Origin of the sequence: Rhizobium sp. WYCCWR 11152 (assembly GCF_013087615.1) — a bacterium.
Taxonomy (GTDB): domain Bacteria; phylum Pseudomonadota; class Alphaproteobacteria; order Rhizobiales; family Rhizobiaceae; genus Rhizobium; species Rhizobium indicum.
This window is the reverse complement of the sequence record NZ_JABFCP010000006.1, coordinates 756,256-777,117: the sequence shown is the minus strand read 5'-3', so window position 1 is coordinate 777,117 and position 20,862 is coordinate 756,256. Positions and strand designations below refer to the sequence as shown.

The 20,862-nt window shown below is 61.0% G+C and carries 17 protein-coding genes; 7 read left to right on the top strand and 10 right to left on the bottom strand.

Annotated features, from left to right (window positions below):
- Nucleotides 1-69: 69 nt before the first annotated feature.
- The 4 genes from G9X67_RS09645 to G9X67_RS09630 form a co-directional block, all read right to left on the bottom strand.
- Nucleotides 70-1,455 carry a polysaccharide biosynthesis/export family protein gene (locus G9X67_RS09645; protein WP_171598565.1) on the bottom strand — a complete coding sequence of 462 codons (1,386 nt, stop codon included), beginning with the start codon at nt 1,453-1,455 and terminating at the stop codon, nt 70-72.
- Nucleotides 1,456-1,461: 6 nt separating this feature from the next.
- Nucleotides 1,462-2,484, bottom strand: coding sequence for a glycosyltransferase (locus G9X67_RS09640; protein WP_171598564.1), 1,023 nt, complete (start codon nt 2,482-2,484; stop codon nt 1,462-1,464).
- Nucleotides 2,481-4,247 carry a GNVR domain-containing protein gene (locus tag G9X67_RS09635; RefSeq protein ID WP_171598563.1) on the bottom strand — a complete coding sequence of 589 codons (1,767 nt, stop codon included), beginning with the start codon at nt 4,245-4,247 and terminating at the stop codon, nt 2,481-2,483. The genes G9X67_RS09640 and G9X67_RS09635 overlap by 4 nt, the downstream gene beginning before the upstream one ends.
- A 118-nt stretch (nt 4,248-4,365) precedes the next feature.
- Nucleotides 4,366-5,067, bottom strand: a complete 702-nt coding sequence (locus G9X67_RS09630) for a sugar transferase (protein ID WP_011653258.1) — start codon at nt 5,065-5,067, stop codon at nt 4,366-4,368.
- Nucleotides 5,068-5,536: 469 nt separating this feature from the next.
- Here G9X67_RS09630 and G9X67_RS09625 point away from each other — a divergent pair, with 469 nt between their 5' ends.
- The 5 genes from G9X67_RS09625 (at nt 5,537) to G9X67_RS09605 (ending at nt 11,290) form a co-directional block, all read left to right on the top strand.
- Nucleotides 5,537-6,274 carry a Crp/Fnr family transcriptional regulator gene (locus G9X67_RS09625; protein ID WP_138330147.1) on the top strand — a complete coding sequence of 246 codons (738 nt, stop codon included), beginning with the start codon at nt 5,537-5,539 and terminating at the stop codon, nt 6,272-6,274.
- Nucleotides 6,271-7,620, top strand: a complete 1,350-nt coding sequence (locus tag G9X67_RS09620; RefSeq protein ID WP_171598562.1) for a glycosyltransferase — start codon at nt 6,271-6,273, stop codon at nt 7,618-7,620. Before G9X67_RS09625 ends, G9X67_RS09620 begins: the two co-directional genes overlap by 4 nt.
- Entirely contained in the window at nt 7,617-8,861 is a 1,245-nt protein-coding gene (locus tag G9X67_RS09615; RefSeq protein WP_171598561.1) for a glycosyltransferase family 4 protein, read from the top strand. Before G9X67_RS09620 ends, G9X67_RS09615 begins: the two co-directional genes overlap by 4 nt.
- A gap of 69 nt (nt 8,862-8,930) precedes the next feature.
- Nucleotides 8,931-10,412, top strand: a complete 1,482-nt coding sequence (locus G9X67_RS09610) for a lipopolysaccharide biosynthesis protein (protein ID WP_171598560.1) — start codon at nt 8,931-8,933, stop codon at nt 10,410-10,412.
- A 50-nt stretch (nt 10,413-10,462) separates the two neighbouring features.
- Nucleotides 10,463-11,290, top strand: coding sequence for a glycoside hydrolase family 16 protein (locus tag G9X67_RS09605; protein ID WP_171598592.1), 828 nt, complete (start codon nt 10,463-10,465; stop codon nt 11,288-11,290).
- Nucleotides 11,291-11,534: 244 nt separating this feature from the next.
- Here G9X67_RS09605 and ugpC read toward each other — a convergent pair whose 3' ends face one another.
- From ugpC to G9X67_RS09575, 6 genes are all read right to left on the bottom strand, one after another.
- Nucleotides 11,535-12,608 carry a sn-glycerol-3-phosphate ABC transporter ATP-binding protein UgpC gene (ugpC, locus tag G9X67_RS09600; RefSeq protein WP_138330152.1) on the bottom strand — a complete coding sequence of 358 codons (1,074 nt, stop codon included), beginning with the start codon at nt 12,606-12,608 and terminating at the stop codon, nt 11,535-11,537.
- Complete coding sequence (locus G9X67_RS09595; protein WP_138330153.1) at nt 12,605-13,534, bottom strand: PfkB family carbohydrate kinase; 930 nt, start codon at nt 13,532-13,534, stop codon at nt 12,605-12,607. The genes ugpC and G9X67_RS09595 overlap by 4 nt, the downstream gene beginning before the upstream one ends.
- Nucleotides 13,535-14,557 (bottom strand): SIS domain-containing protein, encoded by a 1,023-nt coding sequence (locus G9X67_RS09590; RefSeq protein WP_138330154.1) that lies wholly within the window; start codon nt 14,555-14,557, stop codon nt 13,535-13,537.
- Nucleotides 14,554-15,399: a carbohydrate ABC transporter permease gene (locus G9X67_RS09585; RefSeq protein WP_138330155.1), complete on the bottom strand. Its 846-nt coding sequence runs from the start codon at nt 15,397-15,399 to the stop codon at nt 14,554-14,556. Before G9X67_RS09585 ends, G9X67_RS09590 begins: the two co-directional genes overlap by 4 nt.
- The gene (locus tag G9X67_RS09580; protein ID WP_138330156.1) at nt 15,399-16,283 is read right to left on the bottom strand and encodes a sugar ABC transporter permease; all 885 of its coding nucleotides are present in this window, start codon (nt 16,281-16,283) and stop codon (nt 15,399-15,401) included. The genes G9X67_RS09585 and G9X67_RS09580 overlap by 1 nt, the downstream gene beginning before the upstream one ends.
- Before the next feature lie 72 nt (nt 16,284-16,355).
- Nucleotides 16,356-17,594, bottom strand: coding sequence for an extracellular solute-binding protein (locus G9X67_RS09575; RefSeq protein ID WP_138330157.1), 1,239 nt, complete (start codon nt 17,592-17,594; stop codon nt 16,356-16,358).
- A 223-nt stretch (nt 17,595-17,817) separates the two neighbouring features.
- Here G9X67_RS09575 and G9X67_RS09570 point away from each other — a divergent pair, with 223 nt between their 5' ends.
- Nucleotides 17,818-19,023: an ROK family transcriptional regulator gene (locus G9X67_RS09570; RefSeq protein ID WP_171598559.1), complete on the top strand. Its 1,206-nt coding sequence runs from the start codon at nt 17,818-17,820 to the stop codon at nt 19,021-19,023.
- Between the two features lie 361 nt (nt 19,024-19,384).
- Complete coding sequence (locus tag G9X67_RS09565; RefSeq protein ID WP_138330159.1) at nt 19,385-20,740, top strand: extracellular solute-binding protein; 1,356 nt, start codon at nt 19,385-19,387, stop codon at nt 20,738-20,740.
- Nucleotides 20,741-20,862: the final 122 nt, after the last annotated feature.

Sequence of the window (20,862 nt, the reverse complement as noted above, 5' to 3'; positions counted from 1 at the left end):
GGCATCCGCCTTCCGACGCATTGCCCGAGGCGAAAGCCGCCAGCTGTCGTTAGTGGTCACGACCGCCCCCTAATTCGATCCCGTCTGGGATATCCAGCCGGGAGCCGTCTGATTGTCGCCTGCTACATCCGACAGCGGGACTGCCGAGCTTTGCTGCTGTGGCACGGACTGCAGTTGCAGCGGAGGCGACGGCGTCTGGAGGTCCGTGCCGATGCCGATTTCGACGACATCATGCGGCCGCAAGCTGGTCGTCTCGTCCGCCTCGATATTGCGATAAGTGCCATCGTCGTTACGACGCACGATCCTGTAGTTCTTTTGTGCTCTGCCAAGACCCGGCATGTCCGTATTCATCTGGGCGAGTTGAGCGCTGTAGCCAGCCTGTTCGCCCAGAAGCTGGGCCACCTGGATGTCGATTGCCGCCCTGCCGATCGCGAGATTGACCTGGTTGAGTAGCTCCTGGTTTTCACTGTTCTGCCGGTTGACGATATTGATCTTCGAGCGATCGGCTTCGCTGAGCCCCTGGCGAGCCGTGGTCAGGGCGACCTCGAGATCGATCAGGGTGCCTTGTGCATCCGCAACGCCGCGGTCGACCGTGACCTGCCGGGAATTGCTGACCAGACCCTTGCTCACCAGGCTGTTGACATTATCCAGTTCCTTTTGCGCAAGGTCGATCTGTCGCTTTTGCGAATTGATCTTGGCCTCCAGTGATTGGACCTGCTGGCCGTAGAGACGGGCGAGGTCGCTTGCCGCTTCGATCTGGCTTTCGATATCGACGCGTCGCAGCCGCATCAGGTTCAACTCCTGCGCTTTCAGCTTGTCCACATCGGGTGTTCCGGCGAGTTCGGCAGGGATCTCGAAACTCTGTTCGCCGGCGATCTCGGCGCGCAACCGCGCCTGGCGCATCAGAAGATCGCGCCGGTTGAGAATGGCCGTTCGGTAGGCGCCGGCAGCCTGGATCCGGTCCCGCTCGAAGACGGTATTCTCCTCGCGCTCCCGAAGGAAGCCGCCGGCGATGCTGACGGCCTTCATGACCGTCATATCGGCCTCAAAAGCATAGCGCCCGGGGGTCTGCACGGTCCCGGTCACGAAGATCGGCGCATGCTGGGCAATTTCCACGGCGATGAACGGCTTTCCCGGCAGTTCGGCCTTTTCGGAGAGCGCAGTGGCGATCGCATCGGAAACCTGCTCCGTCGTCTTGCCGATCGCCTGCACCTGGCCGGCGATCGGAATCGCCAGATTACCGGCATCGTCGACTGTATATGTTCCGCCGAGGGCTTCCCAACTGGCATACCGGGAATCCGACGATCGCCATTCGACGACACGCAGTCTCACCTGATCTTCCGGCACGAGGGTATAGTTTTCCGCATGGGCGACGCTCCAGCCGGTCACGCCGGAAAATACCAGCAAGGCAAGGACGATGGAGATGAGGCGACCGGACAAGGATGTGCGCTGCATTGTCTGCTATCTCCGTTTCGTTGTGATCGACGGCGAAGGCATCTCGCGCGGCGCGGGATTGCCGAATTCCAGGATGCGGGACGGAGAGACGCGGCCGACAAGAAGGTCGGAAAGCGCCAGCAAATTGCCGTTCAAGCGTCCCCATCGGTCGATCAAGCGGTCATTGAATAATAGGCCCCGCGTATTCGCCAGGATGTTGCGGCCGATCTGTGCGACAGCACGGCCCTTCGACATCGTGCCCTTCCGGATCAGGTAGACAGGATTGGCAACTTGCGAATAGCCGAGTCTTCGGCCGGGCTGGCGCCCGGATCTGACGCCGAGATGCACGCCGCGAGCGCCTTCGACACGCACGGACCTGCCGTGGCGGGCGATGGACCGGCTGAAATCGACATCTTCGAGCCAGCCGTAGAGCGGCAGCTTTTCGTCAAAGGTCAGCGCGTGCTCGACAACGGGTGAAAGGCGAACCGCCATGTTGCATCCGTAGGCGTTATAGACCTCCGTCACATGCCCGGCCCTTTCGCCCGCAGTTTCAAGAACCTTCAAAGCCTTTGACATGCTGAGGCCGCCATCGAGGATGCCGTCGGCCAGGACTTCGCCAGTGGCGATCGCCACGTCGGGGTTTGCTGCAAAGACAGCCGCCATCCGCGACAGGAAGGTCGCGGCGGGAATAAAGTCGTCATCCAGGAAGATCAGAATATCCGTATCGGCGGCGGCCGCCTGGATGATCCTGTTGCGCTGGGAGGTCAGGCCACGGCTGCCGACGATGACTTCCACATCGAGACGGTCGGCGAGGCCGGCGGCGTCGTCGATCACGGGCACGCAGACGATCAGCCGCTCGGCCTGGTCCGGCAGGGCGGTCAGATAATCGACGGTCTCCTTGAGTATCGAGGGGCGGCCTGCCGAAGCAATCCCCACAGCCAGTCGCAATGGGCGGCGCGCGCGGCCCGCCATGGCTTCAGCGCCGCAAGGAACAGGCGCCGGTCCGATCGGGCTGTCCTGCCTGGTTGCTTCTGCCGAAGGTGAAGTCATGACTCTATTCTTTTCGGTGCATGGTTGATGATCGCGCCGAGGATCTCCGCGCCGATATTCCGCAGGGTCTCGATGACGTGCATGGTATCGTCGATCGAGGTGTGTCCGTGCGACGTGACCACGAGGACACCGTCCAGTTCCGGCGCGATCGCATTGGCATCCGGCGAAGCAGAGAATGCGGAAATGTCGACGAATATGGCGTCGAACTCCTTTTTCAGGTCGGCGAAGCTCAACTGCGTGCGGCGGGAACTAAGGCGAATGGCCGGCGTCACCGCTTCGACTTTGCCGAGGGGTAGGAATTTCAGCGTCGGGGTGAGGGGCAATGCCGCCGTCTGGATCAGTTCGCCATTGTCGAGAACATCGACGAGGCCTGTGGAACTATGGGGTGCGATCGATTTGCTGAGCGACGATTTCTGCGCAGCGGCATCGATCAGCAGCGTCTGCGCTCCTGATATCGACGAGAGCACCGCAAGTTCGCATGCTATGGTCGATGCCCCGCTGCCGGGATTGACGGCGACGATTCCAATGACGACCCGGCGTTTGCGCCGAAGACCAACGACTGTCGCGCTCAGCTCCGCCATGCCTGGAATAATAGGATAGGCGGCTGCGGTGCCGCTGCTGCCGGTACCGGCGGCGAGGAAACGCGCAGAGGAACCATTGCGGGTCCTCGATGTCGCCAGCAAAGTGACAAAGGGCAGCCCACCGGCTTCCGCGATCTGATGGGGCCGGACGATCCGGCGATCGCCGGCGTGCCTTATCATGGCGAGTGCGAAGCCGACGCCAAGACCAACCGCCGCCGCAAAGGCGATAATGAGCGTGCTGCGTGGTCTGGCTTTCGAAAGAGGCAGGGTGGCCCGAGAGACGATCGTGGCATCCGACACCGGGTAGGTGATGCGCTGCCTGGCTTCGGTCAGCTGATTCAAGGTATTTTCATAGAGGGTGCGGCGGGCGTCAGTCGCGCTCTGCAGCTCCGCAAGCTTGAACTGATCGCGCGGATTGCTCGTGAAGCTGGCCAGGGCACTGGCAGCTTCGGCCAGTCCGCGCTGCTGCTCGCTTACGAATCTGGTCAGCCATTCGCTGTATTGCCGGGACGCATTGGCCTTCATCGCGATATTCTTCTGGATATACTGCCTGGCCAGCGTGTCGGCGATATCGACGGCCTGCTGCGGGGTCGACGCCGCAGCCGATATCTCGATGATCGTCGAACTCCCGATCCGGCGTACTCCCATCATGTTCAGCAGCGTGGCGACCGCCCGATCGTGGATCCGCCCGTCCTCGATCTGCTGTTGCGGCTGTGTGTCACGCGGTCCTGGGCCTGCCGCTTCCTGCGATGCCGTTTCCGGTTCGGAAGAAACCCCCATCAACCAGTTCTTTGCCCTATCCTGCAGCGAAGGCGTCTGATCGACAAAGTCAGGATCGGTATCGAGACCAAGTGCCGTTACCGTTCCACCGACGACATCGCTGGATTTGGCGATCTCCAACTGTCCCTCGATGAACGCGTCTTCCGCGAAAGCCCTCTGTGCTTCGGAGCCGCTGACCTGGGGGACGATCACAAGTTGCGTGTTGGCAACGAACGTCGGTTCGGCGGTCAGCACGTAGCTCCCTGCCATTACAAGGAAAGCGAAAGTCGTCGCCGCAATCCACAGCCAGCGCATTCTGAGAAAGAAGAGCATATCCCGCAAGGTGAGCGGCGAATTCCCGCCGGTGGCTGCGGCAGGCAGAGATATCGGAGAAACACCGCTGAAGATCGTGCTTGAGGTCATGTCGTCCTAATCCAAAATGGCGAGATCACGGAGTAACCGGGTAGTGGCAGCTTGGAGGGACGGGGGAGTAGCGTGTCTTCCGATTCCAGGCATGATCGGCGGCTCTCCCCATGAATGCTCAATACGAGCCACGCTGCGAAAACAGAGCGGGAATGGTCTTGGCAATGATGATGAAGTCCCGGCCGAGCGACCAATTGTTGAGATAGTGAACGTCGAGGGAAACCCGGTACTCGTAACTGACATCATTGCGCCCGCTGGTCTGCCAGTGACCGGTCAGGCCCGGGCGGACGGCCATGTAGGCCCATATATGCTCGCCGTAGCGCGGCAATTCCTCGGCCGTGATCGGCCGGGGGCCGACAAGGCTCATGTCGCCACGCACGATATTGATCAGTTGGGGAAGCTCGTCGATGCTCGACCGCCTGAGGATATCACCGACGGCCGTGATCCTCGGATCGTCCTTCAGCTTGCGTGTCTCTTCCCATTCGCTTCGCGCAGCCGGGTTGTTTTGCAGCAATTCGGCAAGCTGAGCACTTGCGTTGGTCTTCATCGTGCGAAACTTGAGGCATCCGAACGGTGCTCCGCCGACGCCGATGCGCGTATGGGAATAGAAAACCGGGCCGCGGTCGCTCATCTTCACGATCATTGCGACGATCAACAGAAGCGGCGAAAGCAGGATCAGCGCCGTGACGGCGATGACAAGGTCTAGCGCGCGCTTCGACGATCTGCCTGCCGCACGAGGCCGGGACGAATGAAGATCGGCGCCTTTCGCGGACCGTCCGACACGCGACCAAGCCTCGAAACTATGTGCTTCCCATGTCATGGGTGGTCTCCAAAATATTCCGATTAAGAACCGTTCAAAGTTTGCTGCGCCGCACTCTGGTTGTCTGTTACCAAGGTCATAATCCTTAACAAATTCTTTATGCTACTAACGGGCAATCGAGAATTCGGAATACACTTTGATGGCCTTATTTTCATTTAAAACGACAATCTAATCTAATTCGTGGTGATTATCCGCTGACGCCTATTTATCAGTTTTGATATCATCACTTTGATTATTGCCGCTTTTTATTCAGTAAGCCATTTTAATAGGCAGCGATCTTCGATCGCGTGGCTGTTTTTTGGCTTTTTTGAGGTTTTTGGTCCTTTTTACGGTGTATATTTTGTTTTGAAGTTAAATGTATACTTTATCTTTACGTTCATATCTCCGTGATGTTATTTGACTCTCATATTAAGACAATATAAATGATGCAGTGCAGCATTGCCTATGGTTATCGAGTGGAGTTATGCGCATGGATGGGGCGACACACGCATCAGATCGCAGGGCCGGCATCGGCAAGGCGGCGATATCGGCTAACGGCGGCATTCATCTGAACAGCCGCATCGTCATCGACGACGAATTCCTTTCCTGCCGGTCGAGCGTCCGGCGTTTCCGGCGCGGCGAGATCATCGCCGGGGCCGGCGTCCTCGTCGATACGTTCGCGCGCGTGCATTCGGGGGTGGTCAGCGCAAGTACGATGCTGCCCGACGGCAGGGAATTCATCGTCGAGATCATTCCGAAATCCGGCCTCATCGGCGAGCTCGAGGTTCTGCGCAGGCAGACGTTGAGTCTCGAATACCGCGCCGGTTCCGCCTGCGAGTTGCATTTCTTCGAAGGCCGGCTGCTGCGCGACATGTACGCCAGCGATCCCTGCTTTCGCGAAAAGGTCTTCTCCAGGGCGCTGGCGCGTATTTCAGAGCTTGAACTCCGGATCATTGCGAATGCGGCGTCGAGCCTGCAGTCGAGGCTGGCCAGCACGCTGCTGCGGCTCTCCACTGTTTATGGAAAAGATACGGCAAACAGCGGTGACGAACTGATCATCTCGCAAAATGATCTGGCCGCGACGCTGCCGGCGTCCCGCGAGAAGGTCAATCAATGCCTGCGGCGCCTGCGTGAAGGCAAGATCATCGACGGGGGCCAGGGCAAGATCCGCATCCTCAACCGCAAGGCGCTGGAGGCCTGTGCCAACGGCGCAGTTTCGGTGAAGTGATGCGCCCGTCGCTTCCCGAGGCCCTCCGATCCGCCGCAAACGTCGGCCGGTTTCCCGGCCCCGGCACGACAAAGATTGATCGCGTGGTCATCATCGACGACTATTCGGTGGCCAGAGGTGGTGCGACGGCGCTGGCGGTGCTGTCCGCCAAGCTTTTTCGGGGCCTCGACATCCCCGTGACCTATATCTGCGGAGATGACGCCGCCAATGCGGAGCTCGTCGCACTCGGGGTCTCAATGGTCGGGCTGAACAGCCGCGATCTGCTCAGTGCCGAGCGTGCGAAGGCTTTCGTGACCGGCATTCACAATGGCGCCGCCGTCCGCATGGTCGCGAACTGGATTGCCGCAAACGACACCGCCAACACTGTCTACCATGTGCATGGCTGGCACCAGATCCTGTCTCCGGCGATTTTCAGGGCGTTGATGCCGGTCGCCAGACGATGCGTGGTGCACGCGCATGATTTCTTCACAGCCTGCCCCAACGGCGCTTTCTTCGACTATCAGGCGCAGGAGGTCTGCCTTCGACGCCCGCTCGGCGGAGGCTGCATTGCGACGGCCTGCGACAAGAGAAGTTATTCGCACAAATTGTGGCGGGTTGCCCGCGGCTCCAATATCCTCCGGCGGCTGAAGGATCAGGCCGATTTCGGTCGCATCATCCTGCTGCACGAGAAGATGGCAAGCTTCCTCGTCGGCGCCGGATATCGGCCCGAGCGACTGACGACGATCCGCAATCCCGTCGCTCCGCTCTCCATCAAGCGCATCGAGGCGGAGGCCAACGAAGAGTTCGTCTTCATCGGGCGGCTGGACGAAGAGAAGGGCATAGAGGACGCCGTGGCCGCCACGCGCAAAGCCGGCGTCAGGCTCTGCGTGATCGGGGACGGGCCGCTGATGCCGCTGGTTGCGGCTTCGGGAGATCACGTCAGGGCCCTCGGCTGGCAGTCGCATGCGGAGATCGGCCCGACCATCCGCAAGGCGCGTGCACTGTTGATGCCGTCTCGCTATCCCGAGCCATTCGGCCTCGTCGCTATCGAAGCGGCCAGGAGCGGTCTGCCGGTCATCATGTCGCGCAGCGCCTTTCTTGCCGAAGAAATGCAAAGAGCCGGCATGGCGATCGCCTGCGATACGGCTGACGAAAGCGCCTTTGCCGATACTTTGACGCGATTTAGCCAAATGCCGAGGCACGAGGTCCGCGCCATGAGCGAGCGGGCTTTCCGGCTGTCGCCGGATCTTGCGTCGACACACGAGGAATGGCGTGACGCGCTTCTTTCCGAATACCACAGCCTGATTTCGACGAATGCGGTTCCCGAGCTGACAGACGGTGTGGCGATACAAGGAGTATTGAGTTGACCCTTAAGGCAACAACCTCTCTTCCCGACGCGAGGGCATTTCTCGGCGATGCGCCTGTCATGGCGAAAAGACGTGTCACTGATGCCGGAAGCGTGGGCGATACCAAGCAGCTTCGCGTCGCCATCGTGCATTATTGGCTCGTCTCGATGCGCGGTGGCGAGAAGGTCGTCGAAGAGCTGTGCCGCATGTTTCCGCAGGCTGACATCTTCACCCTCGTCTGCAACCGGGATCGCATCAGTGATTTTCTGAAGACGCGGAACATTCGCACATCCTTCCTGCAGAAGATCCCCGGTGCAAAGCGGCATTATACCAAGATGTTGCCGCTGATGCCCTTCGCGCTCGAGCAGTTCGATCTGCAGGATTACGACCTCGTGCTGTCGAGCGAATCCGGACCCGCCAAGGGCATCATCACGCGCGCTGACGCCCTGCATGTCTGCTACTGCCATTCGCCGATGCGCTACATCTGGGATCAGTTCCATGTCTACCGCCATGGCCTGCCCTGGGTGGGTCGCGCAATGATGTCGATCACCGCACCCATGTTGCGCGCCTGGGACGTGACGACCTCCTCGCGGGTCGATGTGTTCGTTGCCAATTCCGATTATGTCGCAAGCCGCATCCGCCGCTTCTACGACCGGGAATCCATCGTCATCCATCCGCCGGTTGCGACCGACGATTTTGCGGTGGGGAAGGGGAAGGGCGAATTCTATCTCTATGCAGGACAGCTGACCACCTACAAGCGGCCGGATATCGCCGTTCGCGCCTGCACCGAGGCAGGCAGAAAACTGGTCGTGATCGGCGAGGGCGATCAATTGGCCTATCTGAAGTCGATCGCCGGACCGACCGTCCAGTTCCTCGGCCATCAGCCCTTCAACGTTCTGCGCGACCACCTGTCTCGATGCCGTGCCCTGTTGTTTCCGGGCACGGAGGATTTCGGCATCCTGCCGGTGGAGGCCATGGCATCAGGACGGCCGGTTCTGGCTTTCGACGCCGGCGGCGCCAGGGAAACCGTTTCCTCGCCGCAGGTTGGGTTTCGCTTCGCGCAGCAGACCACGGAAGCTCTGTTGGAAACGATGGCGGCGTTCGAAGAGGTGGAGGACGATATCGATCCGCATGCCATCCGCGCGCACTCGCTGAAATTCTCTTCCGCCGTCTTCCGCGACCGTCTGTCCAGCCTGATCGAGCAGCAACTGACCAACCATGGCGACCGATCCGCCGAGGTCTTCAGAAGGCGGCCAGGCTGAGGGCAAGGAACGGAGCTGCCCGTCTTGCCGCTGCGACCGAAACTGTCGACGAGGAATAGAAAATAGATCATGTCAAGCGTATCTCAGAGGACGGCGACGGCGAGTATCTGGACCATCAGCGGAAAGTTTCTGGCGCGACTGCTCGATTTCGTCAGCCTCCTGATCCTCGCAAGGCTTTTGAGCCCGGCGGATTTCGGCCTTGTCGCCATCGCGACCTCGGTTCTGATCATCGTCGAGACAATCCTGGACCTGCCGCTGACGCAGGCCCTGATGCGCCAACCGTCGCCCTCGGACGATATGTTTGCCACCGCCCTTACCCTCAGCCTGCTTCGAGGCGTGGCCATCAGCATGCTGATGATGATCATCTCCTGGCCGATGGCTTTGATCTATGACGATTCCCGGCTTTTCTCTCTCGTCGCCGTGCTCTCGATTGCGCCTGCCATGCGCAGTGTGATCAGCCCGCGCATGGTTCTGTTCATGCAGCGGTTCGATTTCAAACGCGAATTCGCACTCGATCTCATCACCAAGGGGTCGACACTGCTGTTCGGTGTCGGGGTGGCGGTTGCGACCGGCAGCTATTGGGGACTGGCGATCGGCGCGGTTGCAGGCCCGACCGCCGCGGCGATCACCTCCTATGTCTTTGCGCCGATGCGACCGAGGTTCAGTCTTTCCGAGTGGAAACACTTTCAGGACATGATCAGCTGGAACACCGTCTCGCAGGTGCTGAGTTCGATCAACTGGCAACTGGATCGGCTGCTTTTGCCGCGCTTTACCGGCTTGTCGACTTTCGGCGCCTTCAGCGTCGCCGACAATATCGCGGGTATTCCATACCAGACTTTCGTCGGGCCATTGTTGCGTCCGCTGATGGCGGCATTCTCGACCGTCGATGACCGTCGCAATCTGATCGCTGCCTATCTGAAGGCGACGAACGCGATCACCTTCGTGGCAGCGCCCATCCTCATCGCGCTCGCTTTGCTTGCCGAGCCGGCCGTGCGGATCATCGTCGGCGAGAAATGGGCATCCGCCGCGCCGATTCTGCAGTGGTTGTGCATCGGCAGTCTGCTCGGTCTTCCGACGAACATGATGCCGCCCTTGGCTATGGTCCTGAACAAAACCCGTTATCTCGCTCTCAGGATGTTTGCCGAGTTCGCCGTCAGGGTTCCGGTCACCATCCTGGGCATTGTCTATTTTCAGGTGGCAGGAGCACTGGGCGCGCGGATCGTGGCGGTGCTTGTCGCCTATGCCGCATCGCTGATCATCACGCGGCGGCTGATCGGCGCGACGTTTGCCGCTCAATTGCACGCCTTTTTAAGGCCTCTGGCCGCGAGCGTGCCGATGATCGTTTTCCTGCTGTGGATGGAGCCGATGCTCGCCGCCATGCCTGTCGGCCTCAACCTTATCGTCAGCCTGGCGCTTTGCGGCGGGGCGGCAGTGGCGATCTTCTGGGCCTTCGCGCTGCTCGTTTGGCAGGTTGTCGGAAGGCCCGACGGCATCGAGACCATCGTCGTCCAAAGGCTCATGCCGCGACGAAACGGAGTTCTCATCTCATGATCGAGACAAGTGCAGCCCAACGATTGGTTTGGCGTTTTCGGAGGAGCAGAATGCGTTACGGGATATCTTCTAAGGCCCTGGGCTTGCTTATCGTTCTTGGTCTGGGGGCGTTGCCCGGCCAACCCAGCGTGGCTCAGGAACCACTCAATATCAATGCCTACCAGCTGACGTTCGAGGAGAGTTTCGACAGCCTCGACGTCTCGGCCTGGGGAGAGAAAAGCTCCCGCTGGATCGCCCATACCCCCTGGAACGGCGATTTCGGTGACGCCCGTTTCACAGATCCGGCCCCCGGCTTTCCATTTACCACCGATCAGGGAATTCTGAAGATCGAAGCGCGCAAGGAGGCCGATGGAACCTGGCGCTCGGGCCTGCTGTCGTCGGTGAACCCCAAAGGCGAAGGATTCTCGCAGCAATTCGGTTATTTCGAAGCACGGATGAAGTTGCCGCCGGGCAAGGGCGTCTGGCCAGCCTTCTGGCTTATCGGGCTCGACCGGTCGAAATACACCGCCGAGATCGACGTCCTCGAATATTATGGGCGCGCGCCCTACGAATTCAGCATGGGCTTTCATATCTGGCGTCAGAGCCAAGGCGGCCAGAACACGACCGGCGGCCATTGGCAAACCGTCCAGGACGGAATTCTGAACAGCGAATATCACACCTACGGCGTCGATATCCAAGCCGACAAGACGAGCTTCTACCTCGACCGCCAGTTCATCTGGAGCTTCGACACGCCGAAGGAATTCCACATGCCGTTCTATCCGCTGGTGAACCTGGCACTCGGCTCGGGTTGGCCGATCGATGAAACGCCGAATCCTTCCATTCTGCTCGTCGACTATATTCACGTCTACCAGCGGAAGCCTACTGACGCGGCGAATTGAACAACTGTCGGGGATAGCGTTCCGTCGCTAAAGCGCGTCGCGATCTTTCAGATTCGCTCCTCGCGCTTTAGGTCCTTGTTTTTACGCATGTCGTTGTCGCAAAACCGCTGCACACTTTTGCGCGACATGCTCTAGAACAGGATGATTTTAGGCCGGGTCGGCCTAAAATCTGAATCCTGTTCTAAGTTAAATAGTGAGAGCATGATGTCGTCCGAAAACCGCTCACACTTTTCGGCATCATGCTCTAACGGCCGCAGCTGAGACCGGTTTCCGGGTCGAAGAGATGCATTGCTTCCTCGTCGAAAAAGAGGGTGAGCTTCTCGTTGTCGCGGATCGGTGTGCGTGGCGGCAGACAGGCCATCAGGCGCTGATTTCCGGCAAGGGCGGTGACGACGAGTTCCGGGCCGGTCAGCTCTGCGACCTCAAGGGTTGCCTCGATCGACAGCCCTGTGCCGTCCGTGCGAAGCGCCTCGGGACGGATGCCCAGGATAAGGTCGCGGCCATTGCCGGCCGCCTGGCGGAAACGGGCGGGCAGGGGCAGGATCGCATCGGAGCCTGAAAGCGCCAGGCCACCGTCGCGCGCCGTCGCCTTCAGCAGGTTCATCGGCGGCGCGCCGACGAAGGTGGCGACATAGAGCGTTGCCGGATGGTTGTAGATCTCCTCCGGCGTGCCCAGCTGCTCGATCCGGCCGTCGCGCATGACGGCGATGCGGCTTGCAAGGGTCATCGCCTCGATCTGGTCATGGGTGACGTAGACGACCGTGGTCTTCAGCATCTGATGCAGCCGCTTGATCTCGGTGCGCATCTCCATGCGCAGCTTGGCGTCAAGGTTGGAGAGCGGCTCGTCGAAGAGGAATACCTCAGGTTTGCGCACCAGAGCGCGGCCGATCGCGACCCGCTGGCGCTGACCGCCGGAAAGCTGGCTCGGCTTGCGGTCGAGGAGGTTTTCGATCTGCAGGAGCTTGGCGGCATCGTGTACGGCCCTGTCGCGCTGCTGTGCCGGCACCTTGCGCATTTCCAGGCCGAATCCGATGTTCCGGTGCACCGTCAGATTGGGATAGAGCGCGTAGGATTGAAAGACCATAGCGATGTCGCGGTCCTTCGGATGCACGCCGAGCACCGAGCGGCCGCCGATCCTGACATCGCCGCTCGTCGCCTCGGCAAGGCCGGCGATGATGTTCAGCAGCGTGGACTTGCCGCAGCCGGAGGAGCCGAGCAGCACCAGGAACTCGCCGCTTTCCAACGAGATGTCGATGCCTTTCAGCGTCTCGACGTCGCCATAGGTCTTGCGGATGTTTTGAATTTCGAGCGCGCTCATCGCACGGGCTCCTGAAGAGATATGGGGCCGCCATAGGTGCGGGGAAGCGTGGAGATGGCGCGCGAGGCAACCTCGGTTCCAGCCTTCAGGCAGGAAACCAGCGGCTCACCGCTTGCGAGCGCGCCGAGAAAGGCGGCGTTGAAGACATCGCCGGCGCCGATCGTATCGACGACCTCGACAACGGGTGCTGCCACCGAAACCAAGCTGCCGTCCGGCCCGATCGCGAGAGCGCCGTCCGGGCCGCGTTTGACGACGATAATCGCACCCGCCGGCATATGCGACCTGATGTGACGCGCGGCCTCGATCGGATCGGCGATGCCGGCAAGTGTCGTCGATTCGACCTCGTTCAGCAGCGCGATGCCGCTCCGAGAGAGCCAGGCGCGTGTCGACGCGCAATTCTCGTCCGTCCAGCCGTCGAGCGGCCAGCCGGTATCGAGCGCGACGGTGATGTCATGACTGTCGGCCCAGTCGAAGAATTTGCCGTATTCTTTTGTCAGATCGTCGGTCAGGAACGAGCCGCAGAGAAGCGCGTAGCCGCCCTGCAGTCTTGCGCCTTCGATGGCGGCGAAGACGTCTGCCAGGCTGAAACGCGGCAGGTGGCCCCTCGTTGTGAAGAAGGTGCGCTCGCCGTCCGGATGGGTGATGCCGACGGAGAGCGTCGTTTTCTCAGGGCGTACCGGCCACTTGTCGGAACGGTGGCCGAAGGCTTCGCTCAGCCAGCGGCCGAACTGATCACTGCCGATATTGGCGGCGATCTCGAATTCGACACCGAGCGCTTGCCAGGCGAGCGCGCTGTTGCCGGCGGCTCCGCCGACCCGCAACTCGTCATGGTCGACGATGATTTCCGTCCCGGCCTTCGGCCAGGGGGCGGCCGGTCCAAGGATCAGGTCGACATTGACGTTGCCGATGACTGCAAGCGGCCGCATTCATTCGCTCCGGGTGATCTTGGTGGATCGAACCGGCGTTCCCGCATTCTCCACGCGGGCATCGGCAAAAGCGATCATCAGCCGCTGGGCGACCGGCAGCATGGCGAAGATCGCGGCAAGACCGGTTGCAGGCGCAAAGCGGATCGTCACCGCGCCGGCGACCGGCGCTTCGCCCGAGGCGTCGAACACAATGACCGGAGCGCCGGTCTCGACGGCGGACATCGCCATTGCCGTCACCAGGTCGGTGGTTTGGTCCGGGCCGCGGAACAGCACGACGCCGATTTCCGGCCCCAGCATCTCCATCGGACCGTGGCGCAGTTGGCCGCCTTCGAGCGAGAAGCAGGGACGGCGCGACAGCTCGGTCAATCCGAGCGCGAGCGCCTCGGCGATACCCTGCAGCCGGCGGCCTGACGTGACAATGGTCGCGACGTTTTCGAGCGCCGAGAGAGCGGCGGCGATGTCATGATCTTCCGGCGCCCTGAGGGCGGAAAGGGCGGTGTCAGGATCTTCGCCGAGGGCGGAAAGGATCGCCAGATGCAGGGCGAAAGTCACCGTCAGGCTGCGGGTCGCGGCGAAGGCAAGCTCGGTGCCGCCGCTGCCCACCAGCGACGGGGCGGTTCTTGCGAGGAAGGAATTGCCTTCGAGTGTCAGGCCGAAAGTCTCTTCCGTGCCGCCGGTCTGGTTGAACCAACGCACGACCTCGGCGCTTTCGCCGGATTGCGAGGTGACGAAGATCGTCCTGCCGGCGATCGGCAGCGGCTGGCCGAGCTGTTCGGACAGCGGCAAAGCGACGGCATCGATGCCGAGCGTCCTGTAGAGCGGCTCGACGGCGCGGTTGACGGCATGCGAGCCGCCCATACCGATGAGCAGCAGCCGGCCGGTCTTCTTCAGCGAAGCGGCGGCCCTCACCGCCATCGGCTGGGCCGCTTGATAGGAGGCGATGGCATCGGCATGCTGGCGCGCCATTTCGCGGTCGATCGCCGCAAGTCCGGCGGGTCGGGTTCTTTCTTCTGTCATGTTCATCCCTTGACGCCGCCGCTGGTGAGCCCCGAAATCAGGGCACGTTGCATGAGAAGACCGATCAGTACCGGGGGCAGGGCGGCGAGCACGCCTGCCGTCGCGATCAGTCCGTAATCGGAAACGCGGCCGCCGGCGAGATCGGCGATGGCGACGGTCAGCGTCTTGGCGCGTTGGTCCGAGGTGAAGAGCAGCGCATAGAAGAATTCATCCCAGGCAAGCAGGAAGGCAAAGAGGCTCGACGTCGCGACCACGGGGGCGGCCAGCGGCAGCGTGATGATCCTGAGCGTCTGGAACAGGCCGGCGCCGTCGATCATCGCGGCGGATTCGATTTCGCGCGGGATGGAATCGAAACCCGACTTCATCAGCCAAGTGGTGAAGGGCGCAAGGATGGTGAGATAGACGAGCGCGAGGCCGAAGACGTTGTTCAGCATGCCGAGATGGGAAAGCCCCATATAGAGCGGCACGGCGAGCGCTACCGGCGGCAGCATGTAAGTGGCGATCACCATTGACAGCGACCAGCCAACGGACGGCGTGCGCGACACGGCCCAGCCGGCCGGAATGGCGAGCGTAATGGCGGCGATCGTCGCCATGCCCGCCACCTCGATGCTGTTTCGCAGCGACGAGGTGAAGGCGGCGCCGGCGCTGTTTTCGAGCGTCGAGAGCAGCATGCCGTAGCGCGAGAAATCCGCCGTCTGCGGCCACCAGCGCAGCGGCTTTGCCGCAAGGTCGGCGGCCGGCGAGATGCTCATGATGAACAGCCAGAGGATCGGCGCCAGGATGACGGCGGCAAGCAGCAGCGCGCAGAGATGGATGAAGGCGGAAAAAAGCGGGCTCTGGCGTTCCATCAGGCAGCGCTCCCCGCCGTTTTGCGCACCAGAGCGGCGTAGCCGGCAGCAAGCAGCGTCACCAGCAGCGTGACGATCAAAGCCAGCGATGCGCCGGAGCCCGCCCGCTGGAAGGAGAAGGCTTCCTGATAGACGAGGATCGACAGCGTGCGCGTGCTGTTGGCCGGGCCGCCGCGGGTCATGACCCAGATGATGTCGAACACTTTGAAGGCCTCGATCGTGCGCAGCACCAGGGCCACCATCAATGGACCGGCGAGATAGGGCAGGATGACGAAACGGAAGCGGGCGAAGGCGCCGGCGCCGTCGACCAGCGAGGCGGCGGTGATGTCGCGCGGCACGGCCTGGAGTGCGGCCAGAGCGATCAGCGCCACCAGCGGGAAATTCTTCCAGCAATCGGCGACGATGAGGGCCGCCAGCGCCGTGCCCGGTTCGCCGAGCCAGGAGCGGTAGGCCTCCAGCAGGCCGAGTTGAGTGAGCGCGGCGTTCAGCGCGCCGTATTCCGGATTGTAGATCAGCCGCCAGAGCGTGGCGTTGACGACGGTCGGCAGCGCCCAGGGCAGGATCATCAGAGCGCGAAGCGCGGTGCGGCCGCGAAACTGCTGGTTCAGCAGCAGGGCTGCCAGAACGCCGATCACCATTTCGGCGGCGACCGAGACGATCGCGAACCATGCGGTGGTAACAAGCGTGCGTTGGAAATTCGAGCCGGAGATCATCTTCGCATAATTCTCGATGCCGACGAAGTTTCCTTCCGTGCCGACGAGCTTGGCATCGGTGAAGGAGAGGCCGACGGTATCGATCAGAGGCCAGCCAATGACTGAAATCATGACCACGAGAAGCGGCAGCATCAAAAGCCACGCGCGGGTTGTCAGCCAAGTGCCCGACATCAAGGCGACCCTTCTTCTTTATAGGTTTGGAGACCGGGCGACGGCAGACGCCGCCCGGGTCTTCATGCTTGATCAGAGGCCGCTATTGTCGGCGGCCGACTTCAGCGCGTCCTCGGGAGAGGACTGGCCGAGCAGCGATTCCTGGATCGCTTGCTGCAGCGCGGTCGAGAGCTCCTGATATTTCGGCGTCGTCGGGCGCGGATACATGGCGGCCAAGCCGATCTTGGCGGCGGAGATCAACTCTTCTTGGCCCTTGGTGACGGCTGGGTCCTCATAGGAGGAGGCCCAGATCGGCAGGCTGAGTTTGGCATAGGCATTCTGCGTCGCCTGCGAGGTCATGAAGGTAATGTATTTCCAGGCCTCATCGGGATGCTGGCTGGCCGAGGTGATGCCGAGGCCCATCGAGCCGTTGACGGCCGAAGCCTCGCTCTTGCCGGCAATACCCGGCGCCGGCACGACGCCGACCTTGCCCGCGACCTTGCTGTCCTTCGGATTGTTGGCCATGTTGTACATGTAGGTCCAGTTCAGCGCGAAGGCGGCATCGCCGTTTTCGAAGACCTTGCGGACGTCCTCTTCCAGGAATTCCTTGGAGTTCGGATTGGTGAGGCCCGAGGAATAGCTCGAAACCATGTATTTCAGCGCATCGAGGCCGCCGCCGGTCTGGAAGGCCGGCTTGCCGTCCTTGAGGAAATCGCCGCCATAGGCGCTGACGAGCGTGGTGTAATCGCAGATCGCGGCTTCGGCCTGCGACCAGCTCCAGGCGATCGGCGTGGCGAGCAGGCCCTTGTCCTTGATCGTCTTTGCCTGCTCGGTCAGCTCGTCCCAGGTTTTCGGCGGAGCCTCGATGCCGGCCTTTTCGAGGATTTCCTTGTTATAGAACAGATATTTGGTGTCGAGGATCCACGGCATGCCGTAATATTTGCCGTCATACTGCACGGTGGTCCAGGCACCCGGCAGCACGCCCTTCTTCATCTCGTCGGTGACGCGAGAGGTGACGTCGACCAGCACCTTGTTGGTGGCGTATTCGGCCGGCCAGATGACGTCGAAGAGGACGACGTCGTAACCGCCGCCGGAACCCTGCGCCAGCACCGTCTTGTCGTGCAGGCCTTCATAGGGAACGAATTCGAGATTGACCTTGATATCGGGGTTCGCCTTGGCGAAGGCGTCGGTCATGGCGCGCACATCGGCCTCGCTATAGGCGGCCTGCGCCATGAACAGCGCGTTCAGCGTCGTTTCGGCGAAAGCGTGCGGAGCAAAGGATGCGCCGATCAAGGCCGCACCCAGAAGCGTCTTGTTAAAGGATTTCAGCATTGCAGCCTCCAGTTTTTGACATTTACGCATTGCCGAGGGCGGTCTTCCGCCATCGGTGTTCGAGAGGGCACGCGCGAAAAGCGTGCCGGTTTGTTGTCTCGGAGCGTCGTCAGAGCCGGTGCCCGGCTCCTGCGTTCCCTGGAACTCTCCGGTTCCTTATTAAGTCAAGTGTCTTGACTTATTACTTCTTCAACATTCTATTGGAGTCAAGAGGGAATTGCACATGAATGACAGCCGCCCGATCCGGGCCAAGAGCGGCACCAATCACGAAGGCACCAGCGCGCATAACCGGCGCGTGATGATCGATGCCCTCAGGGTCAACGGTGCGCTTTCCCGCGCCGATCTGGCGCGGGCGACGCGGCTGACCAAGCAGACAGTGTCCAATATCATCGATGAACTCGAGCGCGACGGTCTCGTCAGTTCGCAAGAGGCGGTGAGGAGGGGCAGGGGGCAGCCATCGACACCCTATCGTCTCGTGCCCGAAGGCGCCTTTGCGATCGGCCTGCAGATCGACCGGCATGTGACGCGGGCGGTCGCCGTCGATCTCGTCGGCAGCGTTCTCGTGCGTGATGAGGCCGGCCTCCCGCCCGGAGGTCCGTTGAACGGGACGAAGGTCATTCTCGACCTCGTCGCCGGCATACGCTCAAAGCTCGCCGGGATCGTCCAGCAGTCGGAAAAGCGGCTGGTCGGCCTCGGCGCCGCCATGCCCGGGCCTTTCGGAGTTGCCGGCAGCGGCGATGATCCGTGGATGATGGAGGCCTGGCAGAAATTTCCGTTGTTGGAAACGCTGACCGCCGGCACCGGGCTCGATGTCGGCCTGCAGAACGATGCGGCGGCGGCAGCGACCGCCGAGCGCATGGTGGGGGCTGCCCATGGCCTCGACCATGCCGTCTGCCTCTTTGTCGGCTATGGCATCGGCGCCGGCCTCATTCTGAACGGCGAACTCTACCGCGGCACCAACGGCAATGCCGGCGAGATCGGCATGGCGCTGCTGTTTGCCGACGGCAAATCGACGCCGCTTGAACATCGCGCCTCGCTCGCCTCGCTCTATCAGCATCTATCGGTCGATCCCGCCGATCCTCATCTGCACGCACATATCAACGATCTTGCCCTGAGAGGCGATCAAAGCATCGACGTCTGGGTCGAGGCGGCCGCTGTGGACCTGCGCTGGAGCATCCATCTCATCGAGACGCTGTTCGATCCGCAGACGGTGATCCTCTGCGGCAGCGCGCCGGAAGCGCTGGTGAACAGGTTGATTGCGGCAATCGGCCCGTTGCTGCCTTCGATCGCCGAACGTCGTGGCCGGACGCTGCCGCGCCTGCAGCCCGGCATGGCCGATCCCTGGTCTGTGGCGCTCGGGGCTGCCGCGGGACCGATCAGCCGTGCATTCGATCCGCGTTTTGCTGCAATTTTGAAGGATTCCCTTTGATTTTGAGGCTGAAACCGAGCGTTGCACAGCAGTGCAACGGCAAAATGCGGCTGTTTTTGCAAGTTTCGTTCCAGCTGGACGCACGAATAACGGCGCTTTTTTCCAATATAATTAAACATTAAACGCCTTCCAAAATTGCGTTTGTTTTAATGTAGATATATAGTATTTCAAATACATTTGAGATGTCGGCTAAGTTCCTCTAAATATTTCTCGAAATGTTGCGAATAATGATTGTATGACTGTTTTGTGACAACTAGAATTGGAACATTTCATGTCATGTAATATTCATTGGCGGCGGCAATTTGAACCAGCTAATAGGGCGTGCGCTGAAAGTGCGCGTCCTTTTACGTTCGAGGTTCTCATGCAAGCCAAGCTTCTCGGCGCCGTTGGCGCCCTTCTCGCTACAGCGTTTCTTGCTGGTCCCGCTGCCGCCGCCGATAAGACCAAGATTGACTTCTGGTTCGGCAATTCCGGTGACATCGCAAAGCGTGTCCAGGAGCAGTGCGATCGCTTCAACCAGTCGCAGGCCGACTACGAAGTCGTCTGCACCAGCCAGGGCAGCTACGACGCGTCCCTGCAGAACACCATTGCTGCCTTCCGCGCCGGCAAGCAGCCGACCATCGCCCAGGTCTCCGACGCTGGCACCCTCGACATCATGCTCTCCGGCGCCTACTACCCGGCCAACAAGCTGATGGCCGACATGGGCTACACCGTCGACTGGAAGGACTACTTCTCCGGTATCTCCGGCTACTACGCGACATCGAAGGGCGAGATGTACTCCTTCCCCTTCAACTCCTCGACCGCTCTTCTCTATTGGAACAAGGACGCCTTCGCCAAGATCGGCAAGGATCATGCTCCGGCGACCTGGAAGGAAGCAGGCGAAGACCTCAAGGCTCTGAAGGATGCAGGCTATGCTTGCCCGCTCGGCTTTGACATCTCCAACAATGAAGTGTGGCAATACATCGAGCAGTTCGAAGCCGTCAACGGCGAAGCGATCGCCACGAAGAAGAACGGCTTTGAAGGTCTCGACGCCGAGCTGGTGTTCAACAAGAACCCGCTTCTCGTCAGCTACATCAAGGACCTCAAGTCCTGGTACGACGACAAGCTGGTCGTCATCAAGAACAAGGCTGTCGGCCAGACCTTCGTCGAAGCCTTCGCCGCTGGCGATTGCCAGGTCATACTGACCTCCGTCGGCGACCACGGCAACGTTGGCCGCACCGCCAAGCAAGGCATGAACTGGGACGTTGCCATGCTCCCGACCTACGGCGACGCAACCCGTCACAGCTCTTATGTCGGCGGCGCTTCGCTCTGGGTTCTGCAGGGTCACTCCGATGCCGAATACAAGGCTGCTGCCGCCTTCTTCAACTTCATCGCAAAGCCGGAAGAAGCTCTTACCTGGTCGACCGTTACCGGCTACATCCCGGTTCGCAACTCCGGTTTCGAATATCTGAATAAGCAGGGCTTCTACGGCAAGGCGCCTTATGCCGGCCGCGAACTCGCCATTCAGAGCCTGACCGCTTCTCCGGCTGGCGATGCGGCTCCGCAGGGCATCCGCCTCGGTGGCCTGCTGCAGGTCCGCACCGAAATCGCCAATGGTCTGCAGGCAATCTTCGTCAACAATGCCGATGTCCAGGCTTCGCTCGACAGTGCTGCCGAACGCGGCAATACACTCCTGCGTCGCTTCCAGCAGACCTACAAGAACGTTCAGCTCCCCTGATCGGCTGATATGAGCCGCACCCGGCCCGCGTTTTGCGTGCCGGGTGCGTCTTTGTAAGTTCTTTAGTCGGCCGCGGATGCGAGCTCGCCGCCCGCGCCTAAAGCGCGCCGCAATCTTTCAGG

Excerpts from the sequence above, each read along its gene's own strand:
- G9X67_RS09565 (WP_138330159.1), top strand. The coding sequence starts at position 19,385 with ATGCAAGCCAAGCTTCTCGGCGCCGTTGGCGCCCTTCTCGCTACAGCG.
- G9X67_RS09630 (WP_011653258.1), bottom strand. The coding sequence starts at position 5,067 with ATGACATGGGAAGCACATAGTTTCGAGGCTTGGTCGCGTGTCGGACGG.
- G9X67_RS09610 (WP_171598560.1), top strand. The coding sequence starts at position 8,931 with ATGTCAAGCGTATCTCAGAGGACGGCGACGGCGAGTATCTGGACCATC.
- G9X67_RS09590 (WP_138330154.1), bottom strand. The coding sequence starts at position 14,557 with ATGAACATGACAGAAGAAAGAACCCGACCCGCCGGACTTGCGGCGATC.
- G9X67_RS09575 (WP_138330157.1), bottom strand. The coding sequence starts at position 17,594 with ATGCTGAAATCCTTTAACAAGACGCTTCTGGGTGCGGCCTTGATCGGC.
- G9X67_RS09625 (WP_138330147.1), top strand. The coding sequence starts at position 5,537 with ATGGATGGGGCGACACACGCATCAGATCGCAGGGCCGGCATCGGCAAG.
- G9X67_RS09635 (WP_171598563.1), bottom strand. The coding sequence starts at position 4,247 with ATGACCTCAAGCACGATCTTCAGCGGTGTTTCTCCGATATCTCTGCCT.
- G9X67_RS09645 (WP_171598565.1), bottom strand. The coding sequence starts at position 1,455 with ATGCAGCGCACATCCTTGTCCGGTCGCCTCATCTCCATCGTCCTTGCC.
- G9X67_RS09640 (WP_171598564.1), bottom strand. The coding sequence starts at position 2,484 with ATGACTTCACCTTCGGCAGAAGCAACCAGGCAGGACAGCCCGATCGGA.
- G9X67_RS09580 (WP_138330156.1), bottom strand. The coding sequence starts at position 16,283 with ATGTCGGGCACTTGGCTGACAACCCGCGCGTGGCTTTTGATGCTGCCG.
- G9X67_RS09585 (WP_138330155.1), bottom strand. The coding sequence starts at position 15,399 with ATGGAACGCCAGAGCCCGCTTTTTTCCGCCTTCATCCATCTCTGCGCG.
- G9X67_RS09595 (WP_138330153.1), bottom strand. The coding sequence starts at position 13,534 with ATGCGGCCGCTTGCAGTCATCGGCAACGTCAATGTCGACCTGATCCTT.
- G9X67_RS09605 (WP_171598592.1), top strand. The coding sequence starts at position 10,463 with ATGCGTTACGGGATATCTTCTAAGGCCCTGGGCTTGCTTATCGTTCTT.
- G9X67_RS09570 (WP_171598559.1), top strand. The coding sequence starts at position 17,818 with ATGAATGACAGCCGCCCGATCCGGGCCAAGAGCGGCACCAATCACGAA.
- ugpC (WP_138330152.1), bottom strand. The coding sequence starts at position 12,608 with ATGAGCGCGCTCGAAATTCAAAACATCCGCAAGACCTATGGCGACGTC.